The organism is Luteolibacter sp. Y139 (assembly GCF_038066715.1).
Taxonomy (GTDB): Bacteria; Verrucomicrobiota; Verrucomicrobiia; order Verrucomicrobiales; family Akkermansiaceae; genus Haloferula; species Haloferula soli.
Genome location: NZ_JBBUKT010000016.1, coordinates 128,212 through 145,334, shown reverse-complemented (window position 1 = coordinate 145,334; position 17,123 = coordinate 128,212). Strand labels below are relative to the sequence as shown.

Annotated in this window: 11 protein-coding genes; 2 read left to right on the top strand and 9 right to left on the bottom strand. The window is 62.3% G+C overall.

Going from position 1 to position 17,123, the window contains the following annotated elements; all coding sequences use genetic code 11:
- Positions 1 to 341: 341 nt before the first annotated feature.
- The 5 genes from WKV53_RS27080 to WKV53_RS27060 form a co-directional block, all read right to left on the bottom strand.
- The gene (locus tag WKV53_RS27080) at positions 342 to 5,558 is read right to left on the bottom strand and encodes a beta strand repeat-containing protein (protein WP_341407977.1); all 5,217 of its coding nucleotides are present in this window, start codon (positions 5,556 to 5,558) and stop codon (positions 342 to 344) included.
- 739 nt (positions 5,559 to 6,297) lie between these two features.
- The gene (locus WKV53_RS27075; protein ID WP_341407976.1) at positions 6,298 to 6,456 is read right to left on the bottom strand and encodes a hypothetical protein; all 159 of its coding nucleotides are present in this window, start codon (positions 6,454 to 6,456) and stop codon (positions 6,298 to 6,300) included.
- 49 nt (positions 6,457 to 6,505) lie between these two features.
- Complete coding sequence (locus WKV53_RS27070) at positions 6,506 to 7,039, bottom strand: flavoprotein (protein WP_341407975.1); 534 nt, start codon at positions 7,037 to 7,039, stop codon at positions 6,506 to 6,508.
- Positions 7,040 to 7,242: 203 nt separating this feature from the next.
- Positions 7,243 to 8,511, bottom strand: a complete 1,269-nt coding sequence (locus WKV53_RS27065; RefSeq protein WP_341407974.1) for a Gfo/Idh/MocA family oxidoreductase — start codon at positions 8,509 to 8,511, stop codon at positions 7,243 to 7,245.
- Positions 8,508 to 9,797 carry a nucleoside permease gene (locus WKV53_RS27060; RefSeq protein ID WP_341407973.1) on the bottom strand — a complete coding sequence of 430 codons (1,290 nt, stop codon included), beginning with the start codon at positions 9,795 to 9,797 and terminating at the stop codon, positions 8,508 to 8,510. The genes WKV53_RS27065 and WKV53_RS27060 overlap by 4 nt, the downstream gene beginning before the upstream one ends.
- Before the next feature lie 180 nt (positions 9,798 to 9,977).
- Between WKV53_RS27060 and WKV53_RS27055 the strand changes: the two genes are divergently transcribed.
- Entirely contained in the window at positions 9,978 to 11,276 is a 1,299-nt protein-coding gene (locus WKV53_RS27055; protein WP_341407972.1) for a Gfo/Idh/MocA family protein, read from the top strand.
- Between the two features lie 73 nt (positions 11,277 to 11,349).
- Complete coding sequence (locus tag WKV53_RS27050; RefSeq protein ID WP_341407971.1) at positions 11,350 to 12,459, top strand: formylglycine-generating enzyme family protein; 1,110 nt, start codon at positions 11,350 to 11,352, stop codon at positions 12,457 to 12,459.
- 31 nt (positions 12,460 to 12,490) lie between these two features.
- Here the strand turns inward: WKV53_RS27050 and WKV53_RS27045 are convergent, their stop codons facing one another.
- The 4 genes from WKV53_RS27045 to WKV53_RS27030 form a co-directional block, all read right to left on the bottom strand.
- Entirely contained in the window at positions 12,491 to 13,240 is a 750-nt protein-coding gene (locus WKV53_RS27045; protein ID WP_341407970.1) for an ATPase, read from the bottom strand.
- A complete protein-coding gene (locus WKV53_RS27040; RefSeq protein WP_341407969.1) occupies positions 13,237 to 13,458 on the bottom strand; it encodes a hypothetical protein in 222 nt (73 codons plus the stop codon). Before WKV53_RS27040 ends, WKV53_RS27045 begins: the two co-directional genes overlap by 4 nt.
- Positions 13,459 to 13,509: 51 nt before the next feature.
- On the bottom strand, positions 13,510 to 14,253 hold the full coding sequence (locus tag WKV53_RS27035; protein ID WP_341407968.1) for an NYN domain-containing protein: 744 nt from the start codon (positions 14,251 to 14,253) through the stop codon (positions 13,510 to 13,512).
- A gap of 103 nt (positions 14,254 to 14,356) precedes the next feature.
- On the bottom strand, positions 14,357 to 16,984 hold the full coding sequence (locus WKV53_RS27030; RefSeq protein WP_341407967.1) for a glutaminase family protein: 2,628 nt from the start codon (positions 16,982 to 16,984) through the stop codon (positions 14,357 to 14,359).
- Positions 16,985 to 17,123: the final 139 nt, after the last annotated feature.

The following is a 17,123-nucleotide window of genomic DNA, read 5'->3' as shown; positions in this document are numbered from 1 at the left end:
TTCGCGAAGTTGTTCCAGTCGGTGCTGACCGTGCCGGTCCAGTTCGCGGCAAGCGCGGAACTCGAACCGAGAATGGTGGTGCCGGCGAGCAGGCCAGCAAGCTGCAGGAGATGATGGCGAGTGGTGAGCGAGTGGGAAAGACGGGTATCAAGATGACAGGTCTTCATGGGCTTGGGTCGGGGAAAAATCGTTCAAAGGAACTTCCGCAGGACCGGATCACCTGCCTGACGGAAGGTTAGGGTTAAAAAACGGGGATCGGCCGTTGCGGGCCGTGTCCGGATTTGTCGCGAAAAGCCCCGGCCGCTTGGGGCGGCCGGGGCTGGGATGATTCGCAAGTTACATCACGGGGTGACCACCACCCTCATGAAGCCCCGGGTGGGCACTCCATTCGAGCCAGCCAGGCTGAAGGAGCGATACTCGTAGCCCGTGGGTGCCGCTGGCAGGCCAGCCGTCACCGGAGCCGGGGTCGGAGTCACCACCGTGGTGAAGGCGCCCAGCGTGGTGCTGCCTTCGATGGTGTAGGTGTAGCCATCCTGCGTGGCCGTCGGCGACGGGGTGCCAGCGAAGGCAGGCGTGCCGGTGCGGACCGCGATGGTCAGGATCGCCTCACTGTTCGAGTCGACGTCCACTCCGCTGTCAGCCGCCAAGGAGTAGATCTTGGCGTTGTTCTGTCCGCTGACCGGCGAACCGCCGAGGGCGAACTCAACCGAGTTGATCTGGCCGTCGCCATCCTTGTCGGCGCCGGGGGCTCCATCGGTCAGCGGATCCAGGCCGTAGCTCTGGGCCCACAGGCTGTATGGGGTGCCCGACTGGTTCAAGGTCAGCTGGGTGGCGCCGTAGTTCAGCGTGTAGCCAGCCGGCAGATCCACCACGGCGAAGGTGCCGGTAATGGAGGAGTAGGTGGCAATCACATAGGACGGAGCCGTCGGAGCAGCGAGCGCATTGAAGTCAAGCGTCGCACCCGTGACATTGAGGTCCCCTGCAACTGCGAGCTGGTCGGCGGTGGCGCCATTGATCTCGCAGACGTAGGTGCCGGCGATCGAGGAACCACTGGCCAGCGTGTCTTCCACCGTGAAGGTGCCGACACCGCCCGCGCCTGGTCCAACCGAGGCACCGGACTGGACCACCAGCTCGCCCGCCACCGAACCCGTGCCACCGATTTCACCGGCGGTCGCCGTGGTGGTGCCGAAGTAGGTGTTGAGACCGTTGAGCTGGAGCGTGCCGGCTCCCGACTTGGTGAGAGCGCCGCCGCCGTCGTTCATGGCTTGGGCGATTCCCACGATCTGGCCGTTGGTGTCGATGTTGGCACCCCCCGTGTTCACGAGGAGCGAATCCAGACCCGCCGGAATCCAGGCCAGTGCGGCACCGGTGGAGGCCTTCAGAAGGCCGCCATTCAGGTTCAGCACGCTGTTTCCGTCAGCACCGCCGGCCACGATCTTGTTCGCGATCAGCGTGCCACCATTGAGGTTGATGGTGCCGGAAGCGCTGGCGTTTCCAGCAAGCGAGAAGCCGCCGGAATTCGGGGCGCTCACCACTGCGGTGCCGGAGACGTTCAGGACCGCCGTGCCGAGTTCCGCGATGCGGAACGGGCGGTTGGCGTGGTTCTGCGTCACGGTGCCGCCGCTGGCATTCATGGTGCCGAAGCCGCCGGTGTAGCGGGCGAGGGTCATCCAGCCATTCGAGGTGACCGTGCCGCCGCTGATCGTCCAGGTGGCGGTGCCGCTGCAGCCGGTGCGGTTGTCGTCACCGTTGAGGATGACGTCGCCGCCGGTCTGGTTGATGAAGCCGACCGCGGTCGCGGTGTTTGCCGCGTTATCCGTGCCGCCCGCCAGGAAGCTGGCGGTGGCCGTGAAGGTGCCGCCCTGGATATCGAGCGTGCCTTGCGTGCCGGAGTTCTTGCCGACAAACGTGGCGCCTCCCGTGGTGACCTGGGCGCTGTTCTTGATGGTCAGGGTGCCCTGGGACGTGCCGGTGTCGCTGATGTTGAAGTCACCGGCGACGTTGGTCAGCTTGCCGCTGTCCTGCACGGTAATGAAGCCCTTGCCGTTGTTGCCGTTGCCGATCGACATCCAGTCACCGCCGGTCTTGTTGAGGTGGCCGCTGTCCTTGATGATCACGTTCGCGATCGAATCGGTGCCGAGACCCAACAGGTAACGGTTGGTGCGCATTTCCGAGGTGCCTGCAATGGTCAGGGTGCTCGTGGTGCCCGTGCCGGTGGAGAAGTCGGTGATGCCGCCGGTGGTGATCAGGGTCGAGTTCGTCAACGTCATGTTGATCGTCGACGCGAACTGTTCCGAGAAATGCATCGTACCTGCATTGGTCCAGTTGCTGTTGGTGACGGTCACATTGGCTTCGCTCGCATTGCCACCAAGGCCGTTCGCGAAACCGTTGCTGAAGTTGCCGGTCGTGAGCGTCGAGTTGGTGACCGTAACCGTGGTCACGCCGTCGTCGCCGTTGCCACGCGCGATTGCCAGCCAGCTGCTGACATTGAGCGTGGTGTTCAGGACGGTGAGGCTGGCATTCACATTCGGCTCGGAGCCGACCCAGAGTTCACCCGTGAGGGAGTTGACCTGGCTGCCGGCCGTGCCGTCCAAGGTCAGGCTACCGCCTTCGACATCGGTGATGCCGCCACCCGACGACAAGGTGTTGGTGCCGCCGAAGGTGAACTTCAGGTTACCCGCACCCTGCTTGCGCAGGTTGGAGCTGGTGCCGTTGCTCTGCACCTGGCCGGTGATGGTCAGGTCGTTGTCGGTATAGATACCGCCATTGAGGCCGTCCAAGAAGATACCACGGTTGGTGGAATCCGTAGGACCGGTGTATTTGAGGATACCACCCGCGATGGCGAGGTTGGTCGAAGCGGCGGACGAATCACCAATCGGGCTGGTGACACCACCGTCTTCGATCGTCGCGATCGTCAGGGTGCCTCCCTCGAGGCGGGTGACGCCGTCATAGGTGTTGGCCGTGGACATGGTCACATCGCCCGCGCCCTTCTTCACCACGCCATTGACACCGCCGATGGCTCCCGTGCCGGACAGGCTGTAGGCCAGCGTGGTGTTGTTGAAGGTCACGGTGCTCGGGCTGACCGAGGTGTTCAGCGTGACGGCGGTCAATCCCGGGGCGTCATCGTCGAACAAGACCGGGTTCGGATTGGCATACACCGAGGCGGCGCCATTGACCTGATCCACCCAGTTGGTGGTGGTGGTGTCCCACACGCCCGGGTTGGCACCCGGTCCGGCTGAGAACATCAGGTTCACATTCGTGCCATCCGCGGTAGGCGTCTGGTCGAGCGTGACCACATTGCCGGCGACGCCCGTGACCACCGTGCCTGGGAAGATGCCAGGGCCGCTGACCACGTTCCCGTTCACGATGCCGGTGGCATTGCCCACGGTGATGGTATTGACGGCGATCGAAGGCGAGCCGGTGGTGAAACGGTTCACCAGTTTGCCCGTCCACTTCGGCAGGGCCACGCTGGTGATCTGGAGATAGACGGCGCCCTGATTGGCTCCGAAGAAGTTCGGATCATTCTGAAGCGTGCCGATCACGCCATCTGGAAGCGTTCCCAAGACGAGGGTGCCGGCACCGCTCACCTGAGTCGCGTCATACGCGATCAAGGGCAGGCTGCCGACCGCGAAGCGGGAACCGCTGACATTCAGCGTGGCGGTGCCATTGCGAACGAGCGGGCCCGTCACCTTGAGCAGCGCATTCGTCGGCGTCACACCGATCAGATCGCCGCGGTTCAAGTTGAACGTGGTGGCTCCGCTGGTGCCGATGGTGAGGCCATTGGCCGTCAGCACTTCGGTGCCAGCAGCAGACGCGATTCCAAGGGCCGCTCCATCAGAAACGGTGATCGCTCCCGTACCCGTGCCGGTGGCATTGAGGACGAGTTGGCCGGCTTGGACAATTCTGCTTCCCGTGTAGGTGTTGCCCGTGCTGCTCAGAGTAAGGGTGCCGAGACCGCTCTTGGTGATGCCACCCGCACCATCCAGGGCCGCCGGCACCGTCAGATTGAAACCGGCGCTGTCCACCTTGAGCCCGCCGGCATCAATGGTCGCTCCGCCAGCGTCCATGACGCCGATGAAGTTCGGGTCGGTGGCCTTGGCGACGATCTGGGTGCCGTTGAACGAGATGTTTTCCACGCCGCCGCCGCCGACGATCCGGGTCACGCGGAGCGTGCCGCCGTTGAGAGCCACGTTACCCGTGGCACCGCCGTTGCGGCCCACTTGGAAAATGGTGGCCCTGAACTCGCCGGTTCCGCTGAGGGTGTAGTTACAGGTGTTGCTTTCACCCATCCAGGTATCGCCCGCTTGCACGTCGATGAGACCGGCGCTCTGGGTGAGCGTCCCCGGACCGCTGGCACCGACGATGAAGGAAGATCCCGCGCCGGTCTTGGTCCAGGTGCCGCCTGTCATGTTGAACGTGCCCGTGCCACCGCCGCGGCCGACCGCCACCCAACTGCCGCTGTTGATAGTGCCCGCCGAGAAGTCGACTTGACCGACGCTGGCGGTGCCCTGTCCGACCCAGAATTCACCGGTGGCGTTCACGACGACGCCGGCACCATTGATGGTGGCACTTCCCTTGCCGGGTCCGACGCTGCCGCCGTTACCGCCGAAAGCTTCGGTGCCGCCAACCGTGAGGAGACGGCCGGCGTTGAGAGTGCCGCCAGTGATCGTCAGTGTCGGCGTCGACGCTGCCGTCAGGTTGTTTGCACCGACGATGAACTGGGTGTCGTTGCCGCTCTTGTTGTTGTTGTAAGTGCCGCCGGTGATTTCAACCGATCCGGTCGCGACCCCGAGGCCGATGTAGGTGCGGCAGCCTGCGGCATTCGTGGTGCCGTTGGTCATGGTGCCACCGCTCATCCGCAGTTTGCCGTTGCCGCCGTCCTGCGCGTTGCGGGTGCCGAAGAAGTTCCAGCCGTTGCTCGTGATCGTGCCGGAGTCCAAGTTCAACGTTCCGGTGCCGCCCGAAGAGCCGACCACCAGGTCATTGCCGAGTTTGAGGGTGCCCGTGGTATTGACGTTCACCACGCCGGTGCCCGCACCCGCCGTGTCACGGCCGCCGATGTAAAGCCGGCCCGAGGTGGCGCTCGTGCCACCGACATTCAAGCTGCCGGTGCCTTGGCCGAAGCCGGTGAAGGTGCCGCCCGTGGTCGCGGTATTCGCGCAGTTATAGGTGCCGCTCGCAGTGGCATTGCCCACGCCGACGAACATCCAGTTGTTCAGGCCCGTGCCCGCGAGGCCGGCGGTGTGGTCGACCAGACCATTCGTGCTCGCCGCATTGCCGATGAAGACATCCACCGGGCTAAGCGGGATATCGGCCGTGATCAGCGCCTTAGGAGAATTGATATTGATAACGGCATTGGAACCGACAGTGCCGGCATCGCCCACCCAGTTGGTGTTATCGTTCCAAGCGGTGCTGGTGGAGCCATCCCAGGTGGTGGCCATCGCAGCGGAGCCGAGCACGCTGGTGCCGGCGATCACGCTGGCAATCCAGCGGTTATTGCAAGAGGCCGTGGCCATTAGCGACGCACGGGTGATCGGGGTCTTAGTCGGGTTTTTCATGGGGTTCGAGAGGTACGGACTCAGACACATGTACACACCTGTCCAGTCGGTATGTGTTTACCAGTTTCACTGGCAGACACGGCGCGACTCCTTGGTGCTAACCATGGACCGTCCGAATTGGGTTCTTGGGTTCTTGGGTTCTTGCCCGAAGGAACGCTACTCCGTTCCATTCAGGCAGATTTGAAATAGCAAATCCGTTTTAGGAGAAAACTAAATTCTTCGGCATTGTTTTCACGCAATCGAAAAAGGTTTTGGATCCTTTATTGTTAGCGACTTACACTGAAATTCCGGTGTAGCGGCACTGAGGTTCCGTTTCCGGGATTGGAAGAGGAGGTGGGTTTGGGGTTTCACTATGGATCGGGCCTCCCATTGGGTTTTTGGAGCACGCGCCAACGTTCCCACCATAGATCCAAACCCGTTTGGGGCTAGTATTAAGTAGCTACAGACTTGTATGATTCCGACAATTTGCTCGCCATTAGGGTTATCCCCTACATCGCGCCTGTCATACAGATGCAGCTCCCGGGCATATGGGACGTGGCTCATTGGCAGTCGCGAACGCTCAAAAGAGGGCCCGTGCAACCGGAAAAATAATTTCAAAGGCTGCTTTTCCCGAGAGAACCCTCATCCCTCCTAACAAGCCTGTGAAAGGGATTCCGGCCCGGCGGAGCCCCAATCGAGTCGCAAAAAAAGCCGCGCCCACCCTCAAAGGGCGGACGCGGCTGGATGGATCGATAGATCGTTACGGATGGGTGGCGCCGACTTGGATGAAACCTCTGCCACAGAGGCCGTCCGAGGCATTCAGACGGAAGGTGTGGAGGTCATAGCCGGCGGGTCCAGCCGTGCTGGAAACATGGCTCACCGCGCTGGTAAAGTTCACCATATTGATCGAACCCCGCATCGTGTAGGTGACCCCGCCGACCGCTGCCGACCGCAAAAACCATCCTGCCTCAGACAGCCGGAGCGATCCCCGCGAGGATCTCTTCCACGGGAGCCATCCGGCCGATGCCTTGGTAACCGCAAGCGAGGTCCCCCTCTGCCGGACCGATGAAGCGGCAGCCGTCTTCGATCAGACGGGCGACATTCCGACGGACGGACGGGTGCTGCCACATCTTGCCATTCATGGCCGGGGCGATGACCACCTTCGTGGTGCGCGGCAGGGCGAGGTAGATCGACGAGAGGGGATCGGGCGCGAGACCGTTGGCGAAGTTCCCGATGACGTCAGCGCTCGCGGGCGCGACGAGGAACAGGTCAGCGGAATCCGCGAGCTCGATGTGCCCCGGCTTCCAGCTCTGCTTTTCATCCTCCAGGGTGACCAGCACGGGCTGGCGCGTGAGCACCTGCAAGGTCAGTGGCGTGATGAACTCGGTGGCCGCGCGGGTCATGACCGCGTGGACCTCATGGCCGACCTTCACGAGCTGCGACGCGAGGTCGGCTGCCTTGTAGGCAGCGATCGAGCCGGTGATGCCGAGGACGATGGTCATGCGGGGATTGGAGCACCGGATGAGAAAGTTCCAACCCCGAATCTTTTCCGCTGGGAGCGCGGAGCCTCTGGCCCGCAGAAGCGGGCTGTCCGGCCGTGACTACGGACAGTGGTAGATCAGAGATTCGGGGCCGTTTGCAAACCGACTTGAAAACGAGCTGCCGGGGACCATTCAGCGGGCCAGAGGCCTGCGCTCCCAGCGGGTCACACCTCGATCTTCCACGGCCCGCGCATCGGCTGGCTGATGAGCTTGTTCGCCTCGGCGTCGTCGAACCTCAGCGTCTTGGGATCGAACTTCAGGTTCTTGTTCAAGCGATGGGCGGTGACGCCCATATTGACGATGGTGCAGGACCAGAAGCCGTTCTGCTCATTGAGCGCGAACTTCTTGCGGGTGCGGACGCTTTCGTGGAATTCGGTGATTTGCGGCTCGGGGTCGGGCAGCGAGGCGAGCTTCTTCTCGAGATCGGGAATGTCGCTCTCGAAGCCCTTGTTGATCTTGCCCTTCGGCCCCTGGATGTAGGCGGCGTCCTTGAGGCTGTTGTTGCCATCGAGCACGATCTTGCAGCCATCGGCGTAGGTGAACTCGATGCGCCGCCAGGTACCGATGGCGTCGGAATCCTGCGGGTCGGCATCGATCTCCACGGAGATCGGCGCGGTGTCGTCCTTGCCGAGGATATACTGCGCGGGGTCGAGGTAATGCTGGCCCATGTCACCGAGGCCACCGCCATCGTAGTCCCAGTAGCCGCGGAACTTCGCGTGCACGCGTTCCGGATTGTACGGCTTCGACGGGGCGGGGCCGAGCCAGAGATCGTAGTCGAGTTCGGCGGGCACAGGTTTTTCTGCGAGGCCCTTCTGGCCGACCCAGATGCCGAGCTTCCAATCGAAGCCGGTATTCGCGCCGACGGTGATGGTGAGCGGCCAGCCGAGCAGATCGTTCATGGCGGCCTTCTTGATCTGCTTCACGGGCACGCCCATGCCGTAGAAGTTGTCCTTGAAGCGGAACCAGGTGTTGAGGCGGAAGATGCGCTCGTACTTCTCGACTGCCTTCACCATCGCGATGCCTTCGCCGATGGTGCGGCTCATCGGCTTCTCGCACCACACGTCCTTGCCGGACTTCGCCGCGGCGATGGCAATCAAGGCATGCCAATGCGGCGGCGTGGCGACGTGGATGACATCGATATCCTTGCGCTCAAGCACCTCGCGGAAGTCGTGGTAGCCCTTGATCCCCTTCTCCTCGCCACCGGCATCCTTCATCCGCTGGTCGAGGTGGCCCTTGTCCACGTCACAGAGCGCGAGCAGCTTGCCGGGCATGCCGAGGTGGGATGCGGAAATGCCGCCGCAGCCGATGATCGCGCGCGTGATCTCCTGTGAAGGCGGCGTCTGGCCATTGAGACCGAGGACGCGGCTCGGGACGATCTGGATGGTCGCCAGCGCGGCGAGCGACTTGAGCGTTTGGCGGCGGGAAAGGTTCATTGGATCGTTTCGGGTGTGGAAGCGGCTTCTTCGATGACCTCGTCGACGGAAGGTTTCAATCGGTCGCGGAACAGCAGGAAGAACAGGACAAGGATGCCACCAGCCATGCACGCCGGGATCCACCAGAACGACGGCCACAGGTTGAGAACTTTCACGCCGGTCTTGCTGAGTTCTCCGACCCTCGAAGTGAAGAGGACGTCATTGATCTTCGCGCCGCCATACATGCCCACCCCTTGGGTGAGCAGCACCAGGAAGCCCTGGGCCTGACCGCGGATGGCATTCGGCGCCTTCTTGTCGGTGTAGATCTGACCGGTGACGAAGAAGAAGTCGTAGCAGATGCCGTGGACCAGGATGCCGGAGAAGATCATCCACTTCACGCCCTCGGGCGCGCCCATCGCGAACAAGCCGTAGCGCAGCACCCAGCAGGCCATGCCGATGGCGAGCATCCACTTCACCCCGAGCCGCGAGAACAGCAGCGGGATGATCAGCATGAAGAAGATCTCCGAAACCTGTCCCCAGAACATGGTGCCAGCCGCGGAGCCGAAGCCAGCATCGGTAATGAAGGTGGCGGCGTAGGCGTAGTAGGCCTGCAGCGGGATGCAGATTAGCATCGAGGCGACGGCGAAGATCAGGAAATTGAAGTCCTTCAGCATGCCCGCCGACTCGAGGCCGAGCATTTGCGTGATCGAAAGCGGCTGGCCCTTTCCGACCGGCGGCGTGTGCGGCAAGAAGAACGAATAGAGGCCCAGTGCGATGCTGGCTCCGGCCGCGACCTGGAGTGGCAGCGCGGTCGCATCCGCTTTCAGGAGCGTGCCGACGAGGAAGCCTGCAGCGATCCAGCCGATGGTCCCGAAGACGCGGATGACCGGGAATTGCTTCTCCGAGTCATGGATATTGCGCATCGCCAGCGTGTTCGTCAGGCCGAGCGTGGGCATGTAGCAGAGCATGTAGCCGAGCAGCACCCAGAAGAAGAGGCCCTTGCTGCCGGCCAGTTCCTGCTGGATCGACCACGGCACCAGGAACATCAGCACCCCGCCGATCAGATGCAGCACGCCGAGCACGACCTGCGTCGGAAAGAAACGGTCGGCGATGAGGCCGAGGAACACCGGAGCGATGATCGCGGCGATGGGACCCACCGAGTACGCCGTTCCGATGCCTTCGGCGAAGTTCATCCCCTGGCGCAGATAGACGCCGATGGTCACGAACCACGCTCCCCACACGAAGAACTGGAGGAACATCATCACCGACAAGCGGGTGGTCACAGCGGGCGAGGCGGCTTTTTCCATAACTCCAATCAGACTCGGCAAATCCCCCGTGCAGCGGCAAGCAGGATTCCCCGTCAATTCGGCGCAAATCGTCCTGTTCTCTCACCAAAAGCGAGCATTCCTGAAATTTTCCACGCACTTTCCTGAAAGCCCGGCTTGCAGTGGGGTCGTATTTCCGGCCCGTTTATCACTGTACCTGCCATGAGCCCGACACCTCTTTTCCTATCCCGCCGCCGCTTGCTTGTAGGCACCGCCGCCACCGCGGTGGTCGCTGGATTCCCGAATCTGCTGCTCGCCCAAGAGAATACCGCGAAGCTCAAGATCGGCCTGATCGGTTGCGGCGGTCGTGGCACGGGAGCCGCGACGCAGGCACTGTCCGCCGACCCGAACGTGGTGCTGTGGGCGCTCGGCGATGCTTTCCCGGAAGCGATCAAGAGCAGCTTGGAGAACCTGAAGAGCTTCGGTGGCAAGGTCGATGTGGCGGCCGAGCGCCAATTCAGCGGACTGGATGCCTATCAGAAGGTGCTCGAAAGCGGCGTGGATGTGGTGCTGCTCGCCGCTCCTCCGGCATTCCGCCCGCTGCACCTGCGCGCGGCGATTGAGGCCGGCAAGCATGTCTTCGCCGAGAAGCCGATGGCGGTGGACGTGACCGGCGTGAAGTCGGTGATGGAGTCCGCCAAGCTTGCCAAGCAGAAGGGCGTGGCCATCCAGCACGGCTTCTGCTGGCGCTACGCTCCCGGCGTGCGCGAGGTCTACAACAAAGTCACCTCCGGCGAACTCGGCAAGGTCTTCTCGGTCTACGGCACCTACATGGGCACCGCACCGAAACCGCTGCAACCGGGCATGACCAAGCCCGCGGACATGGGCGATGTGGAGTGGCAGCTCCGTTGGTGGCAGAACTTCGAATGGCTCAGCGGTGGTCCGTTGCTCGAGCAAGCCGTGCATACGGTCGACAAGATCGCGTGGTCGATGGGCGACGTCGCTCCGATCGCCGCGGTGGCGAATGGCGGCCGCGCGTATCGCACCGATGCGGGCAACGTCTACGATCACTACAACATCGTCTTCGAATACCCGGGCGGCGTGATGTGTCACCTCGGTGAGCGCCAGTATGTGGGCTGCCATACCGAAACGAAGGATCGCATTTTCTGCGAGAAGGGCACCGCCATCGCTCCCGACATGCCGATGGTGCTCGGTCCCGATGGCAAGAAGCGGGACTGGATGTACAAGGCTCCGGCGGGCATGGAGCAGAACATGTATCAGGTCTGCCACAACGAGTTCTTCGCCTCGCTCCGCAAGGGCGAGATCATCAATACCGGCGAATACATGGCGAACAGCACCATGCTCGGCCTGCTGGGTCGTGAAGCCGCCCATACCGGCCAGCGCATCACCTGGGAGCAGATGTGGAGCGCCACCCAGGACATGGCTCCGGACACGCTCAAGATGGGCGATGCCTTCCCGATCGCACCGGTGCCGGTGCCCGGCCAATACAAGCTCGTCTGATCTGCCTTCTTCTCTTCATAGGCGCGGTCTGGACGTCGTCCGGTCCGCGCCCGTCTTTTCCATCCCTTCACTCATGAAACGCCTTCTCCTTCTTCTCGCCCTCCCTGCCTATGCCAAGGAGCCTGAAGTCCCAAATCCGCAGAACCTCCCAGTGACCGAGCAGATTTACGCGCTGGTCACCAAGAAAGGCGACTCGCCTGCCGCCCCCGCGGACATGAAGGCCTACACCGAGAAGGTGTCTCTCGCGAACGACGGCACCTTTGATCTGGTTCCCGTGCCCGGCGGTGAATTCACCATCGGCTCACCCGCCTCCGAGGCTGGTCGCAAGGACGATGAAGGCCCGCAGGTGAAGGTAGCACTCGATCCGTTCTGGATCGGCAAGTGCGAGATGACCTGGGACATCTACCGCGCCTTCATGGAGAACGGCAAGTCACGCAACAAGGATGGCTCGCTCAACCGCGACTCCGACGTCAAGACACCGGAAGCCCCCGAGGCAAAGGATGGCGAGACCGTCGTCGATGTCGTCAGCCAACCCACCCCCCCCTACATGCCGATGCACTTCGGCATGGGCGAAGGCTACGGCGCCGGTTGGCCCGCCATCGCGATGACCCATCATGCGGCGAGCAAGTTCTGCGAATGGCTAACGGCACAGACCGGTCACTACTATCGCCTGCCGACTGAAGCCGAGTGGGAATATGCCTGCCGCGCCGGCACCACCACCGCCTACTCCTTCGGCGATGATCCATCGAAGCTCGGCGACTACGCGTGGTACTCCGAGAACTCCGACTATACCTATCAGAAGGTCGGCCAGAAGAAGCCGAACCCGTGGGGCATCTACGACATGCACGGCAACGTCGCCGAGCTATGCCTGGATGCTTACCTCCCCGACGCGTATGCGAAGTGGAAAGAGGGTGACAAGAACCCGTGGCATCAGGCGGTGAATCGCTACCCGCATGTCACGCGTGGTGGTCACTTCTTCGATGGTGGTCCGGAAACGTTGCGCTCTGCTGCCCGCGTTCCGACGGACAAGTCGTGGAAGAACATCGACCCGCAGATCCCGAAGTCGCTGTGGTACTTCACGGATTGCCGGAACGTGGGCTTCCGCGTCGTGCGCCCGATGAAGGTGCCGGACGTGAAGCAGATGCACGTGATGTGGAATACCGGGCCTGGGCCGACTGAATAAGCGGCGCGAGGCGATTGACAGAGCAAGAGGATCAGGTGATCGGGTCCATCACCGCCCGCTTGAACCAAGAGGGAATTCGGTCGGTCTTCAGTTCCAGCTTCCGGCCCTCCGTGATTTCGGCCAGCCAGGTGTGCTTTCCGTCCGCGTTGTCAGTGGAGTTGTCGAAGATGTAGGCCCGGTGGCTGTGGCGGATGGCTTCCATTAGGAGTCCGAGGGACCTGTGGTAGCGTTCCACGATCTTGCCTTCCGGTACCGCATGGCCACCCAAAGCCACCCGGTTTGCCACGCGAGAAATGTTGATCGCCGGATCCTCCGTTGCGACGTAGTAGAGATAGGTGCGGTAACCTTCAGCCTGCGCCTGCTGAAGCAAGGATACCTTTCCCGGATGGGACATCACCGTTTCGAAAGTGAAGGTCGCTTTTCTAGCTACCAATGCCTGCCGGATCATATCGGCAGCGACGGAGGCAAAGTAGGCATTCATCACTCCGGGTGGAAAATCCAGGCGGCCATTCGCGAACGTCAGACGGGCGGCTTGCCCTCCAAATCCTTCCCGACTCAGAAAGTCCGATCCGATGAAATTCGGAAGCACTTCGGCAGCTGTTAGAGAAGCCAAGCCAAAATCCCGGAAGTCCAGATACCCACGGGTATTCACGCCCGCTTCGATCTCGTCCGGATTCAGGTATACCCCAAGCAGCGGCTCGGGCAGATAGGATTTCAGGACGCTTTTGCCGGACCCGTTCGGTCCGGCGAACATGCGCATTCTCGGCGTTTCGTCGTTCACCGGATGGTGAGAATAGCACCTAGCTTCACAGGCACCGGCGGCTCGATCGTCTTCACTACTTCCTTCCGGCCGTCCGGAAACTCGCGCACGAGCCTACCACCCTCCGCCTGGAGGACGCTCTGCCCCGATGCCAGTACCCGCTGCCGAGCCGCGGCAAAGGCTGGGCCCGACATGGCGGGGAATTGGCTTTCGAGCGTCTGGATGTCTTGTTCGGACATGAGTTGATCCTAAGGCGGTGGCCTCGGCTAATCAATCCGGTTCTGGATGTCTCACCGGGCCTTCGGTTTCTGGCGGATCAACACGTGCTTGTCCTTACGGGAAAGCTCGAACGCGCCGATGGCTTCCAAGAGGTCGCTCAGCTTTCCGTAGCCGTAGTTCCGCGAGTCGAAGTCGGGCATGAGCTTGGAAAGGTGAGTTCCGACGAGGCCGAGGGAGGCCCACTCGCTTTCCTCGCCGGTGGCGGAGTCGATGGCCTTGCGAATGCGCTTCAGAAGCTCGGCGTCCTTGCGAAGGTCGGGGCCGGTCTTCTTGCCCTTTGCCTCGATGCCCGAGACAGACTCCGAAGCGATTTGGATCACCTCGGTGTAGATGAACTTGTCACAGGCAGAGACGAATGGCTTGGGCGTCTTCTTCTCACCGAAGCCGTAGACGACCAGACCTTCCTCGCGAATCCGCGCGGCGAGGCGCGTGAAGTCGCTGTCGCTGGTCACCAGGCAAAATCCCGAAAAACGGCCGGTGTAGAGCAGGTCCATCGCGTCGATGATCATCGCGCTGTCGGTAGCGTTTTTGCCGGTGGTGTAGCTGAACTGCTGGATCGGCTGGATGGAGTGATCGAGAAGGGGCGCCTTCCAGCTCTTGAGCTGCCCGGAGGTCCAATCTCCGTAGATCCGCTTCACGCTGGCGGTGCCGTAGGTGGCGACTTCGGTGAGCACCGCGGCAATGACCGCCGCCGAGGCATTGTCCGCGTCGATCAATACGGCGAGCGGCTTGGCGACGATGGCATTTTCAGACATGCCATCATCCCATCCCCGAATGGCTCCCGGCGCAAGGCATGAAAAAAGGCACGGGGCTCTCACCCCGTGCCTCTTTGTTAGAAACCAATCTGACGCTTAGGTCTTACTTCTTCTTCTCGCCCGGCTTCACGTCGACGACGCCGAGGTCGAGATACTGACCGCCGCTGGTCTGGTGGCAGTGCACGGCGATGAGGTTCTTGCCCGGCTTGAGCGCGGCCTTGCCCGCGGCGGACAGCGGCACCAGCGAGAGATCAGTGACGAAGCCACCCGCTGACGCAGCCGAGACGCCATTGATGTAAACCTCGATGTCCTCGTCGTGATAGACACTCAGCGCGACGGTGTCCGGAATGCTGGCAGGCATCGTGATCTCGCGACGGATCCAGATATCCGAGTTCGTCCATTGGGTGCGGACCTTTGCATTCGGAGGACCACCCGCGCCGAAGCCGGCGGCACCTTTCTTCCACTTGGAATCATCGAAGCCCGTTCCGAACCATTCACCTTCCGGGCGATCGGTCGAGTAGCTCCACAGCACGTCATCCTTCTCAATGCCGCTTGGCACGATGGTGGTGAGCACCGGCGGGATATAGTCCGGCATCGGCGCCCAGCCCTTGCCCTTGGTCACATCGCGCTTGGCATACTTGGCCCACAGATCCTTGTGATAGAGGGCAGGCAGGAACACGCCACCAACGACGGGGCGGGCGGTGAAGCCGACCTTCTTGCCGCTGACGGACTCATACCAGTCGGTCATCGGTCCACGGTTCGGGCCTTCGTTGAGGAACTTGAAGATCGGCGAGACCATCGCTTCGAAGTCGGAGCGATTCTGCGTGAGCGAGGCGGTCCAGACGATCCAGTCGAGCTTGGTGTACTCCTTGCGATTATCGAGCGGGATGCCGTAGGTGTTCAGCTTCTTCTTGTAGAAGTCCATCTCGGTGCGCAGCACCTCTTCAGGGAAGAGGCCGAGGCCGAGGATCTTGTCCCACACCAGGTTGTACTTCTGGCTCCAGCTTCCGGGGCGATCGAAGGCGAGGCGGAAATGATCGCCGTCCCGCGCTTCCTTCACCCAACGCTGGGCGAATTCCTTGGCGGTATTCGAGTAGCTCAGGGCCTTCTCGTGCTCGCCGCGCATTTCACAGAGCTTGCCGAACGCACCGAGTGCGCAGATTGCCTTGGCGCTGAGGTTCACATTGTGCGCGAGGTGGCCGGCGAAGTCGTCGGTGCAGAGCTGGTTGGCGGGATCGAAGCCTTCCTTCTTCAGGTACTCCGCCCATTGCTCGAGACGCGACCAATAGCCGCCAGCGAAGTCGGCATTGCCCTCCATCTGCGCGATCGCAGCCACGAGGAGCATCACATTGCCGCTTTCCTCGACCGGCATCTGGTCGTCTTCGGTCTTCTCGCCACCGCCATAGACCTGGCCATTCGCCTGCGGGTAGGTGCCGAGATCATGCGGCGCGAAGGGGAACTTCCAGCGGTCGCTCTTCGCATACTCCAGGAAGGGCACGAGGAAGGACTTCGCCAGCGTGGGGCTCAGTAGCAGGAACTGCGGGGCCATCGGGTAGAAGACGTCGGAGGTGGCGATGCAGCCGTTCGAGTGGTTCTCCTTCGAGAACTGGAGCGGCTGGCCATTCTCATCTGCCACGAACTTGCCGGCGGCGAAGCAGTGGCGGTAGGCGAGCGAAGCGAGCTTCGCGTACTTCACGCCGCCGATCTTCTCCATGTCGGCGACGAGCTCGGCATCGAAGGCTTCGCAACGCGCGCGCAGCTGGGAGTATTCCTTCGCGGAAGCGGCGAGCAGGTCCTTCGCTTCCCAACCGTCCTTGCGCCAGTAGCCGCGGAGGTTCTTGTGGTTGTATTGGATCGAGTAGATGTCGTCGTAGGCGATCATGCCGAACTTCGACACGGGGTCGTTACCGACCTGGAAGGACTTCAGCTCAATGCCGCAACCCACGCCATCGGCGCGGTCGGCTTCACCGGACTCGCCCTTGCGAACCCCGAGGCCATTGCTGGCGAAGGCGATGCCGAGTTCATTTGGTGCGCCGAAGGCACGGCCGGCGGTGCTTTCCTCAGGAGCGGCGAGGTAAAGGTAGCCCCAGTCGATGCGCTGGTCGTCGCCCTTCTTCTGGAGGATCTGCTGATCCTTCGAGCCCATGCGAACTACAGCGAGGCCGTCGCCGCTGGCGTCATTCCACGTCACGTCCTGATCAGGCGTGTTCACCGTCAACTCGCCGGAAGCGCCGAAGTAGACAGAGACCTCGTGCGGCTTGCCATCGGTCGCCTTGAACTCAAACGCGAGGTAGGTGACCGGGCGGGACAGGACGGCGATATCGTCCGGCAGCGCGGGAGTCAGGAAGGTGAGCGAGAGGGCAACGCCCGCGCCTTCGAAGGTGTAGATCGTGCGCGTGGGCAGCACGGTCAGGCTCTTCTGCTTGAGCGCCGGAGTGGCGATCGGAGTGGCACCCATCACGCGGAAGGCCTTGCCATCGATCTTCACCAGGCTGGTGAGCTGCTGCTGCTTGCCGGTCCAGTGGGCGGTCTCCACACCATTCAGCGTGTCGCCCGGCGACCAGACGCTAAAATACGGGTCGCAGGCGATCAGCGGAGTCGAGGGCGGGATGAGGTCGTTTTCGCCCGCGGGCTTCTGGCGAGGTGCCTGGCCGTGCGCCAGCGACAGGCTGAGCGCACCGGCAGCCAGCAGCGCGGCCTTCGGGTTGAGGATGGAATGGTATTTCTTCATGAGATCCAGACGAGGGTTGGGAAGGTCGATCACATTGGACGCGACCACGCGCAGTGTCACTGGGAAAGCCAGCGGGTTTAATCGAGCGCGGCCCCCTTACGTCTTGAAACGCGTTCCTTCTGTCAAACCATTTGCCCGC